The organism is Actinomadura sp. SCN-SB, from assembly GCF_043906805.1.
GTDB lineage: Bacteria > Actinomycetota > Actinomycetes > Streptosporangiales > Streptosporangiaceae > Spirillospora.
Genome location: NZ_JBIMPP010000189.1, coordinates 1 through 569, shown reverse-complemented (window position 1 = coordinate 569; position 569 = coordinate 1). Strand labels below are relative to the sequence as shown.

1 protein-coding gene is annotated in these 569 nt (G+C 69.2%); it reads right to left on the bottom strand.

Features of this window, described 5'->3' with window-relative positions:
• Positions 1-569 (bottom strand): UvrB/UvrC motif-containing protein (locus ACGWYJ_RS38985; protein WP_395111741.1); only part of this gene is annotated, 569 nt, incomplete at both ends.

Sequence of the window (569 nt, the reverse complement as noted above, 5' to 3'; positions counted from 1 at the left end):
CGCGCGCTCTCCTCCTCGGTGAGCTTGAAGACCGGGATGCCGGTGGCGGTGGCCAGGACCTCGGCGATCAATTCCTCGGTCACCTCGGCCACGACGTCCATGTCGCCGGCCTTCCACTCCTTCTCCCGCTGCGCCTTCTGGCCCAGCAGCTGCTTCTCGGAGTCGCGCAGCGCGGCGGCCTTCTCGAAGTCCTGCGCGTCGATCGCGGACTCCTTCTCGCGGCGCACGTCGGCGATCTTCTCGTCGTACTCGCGCAGGTCCGGCGGCGCGGTCATGCGGCGGATCCGCATCCGCGAACCGGCCTCGTCGATCAGGTCGATCGCCTTGTCCGGCAGGAACCGGTCGCTGATGTAACGGTCCGCCAGCTGGGCGGCCGCCACCAGGGCGCTGTCGGTGATGGACACGCGGTGGTGCGCCTCGTACCGGTCGCGCAGCCCCTTGAGGATCTCGATGGTGTGCGACAGCGACGGCTCGGCCACCTGGATCGGCTGGAACCGCCGCTCCAGGGCGGCGTCCTTCTCCAGGTGCTTGCGGTACTCGTCCAGGGTCGTCGCACCGATGGTCTGCAG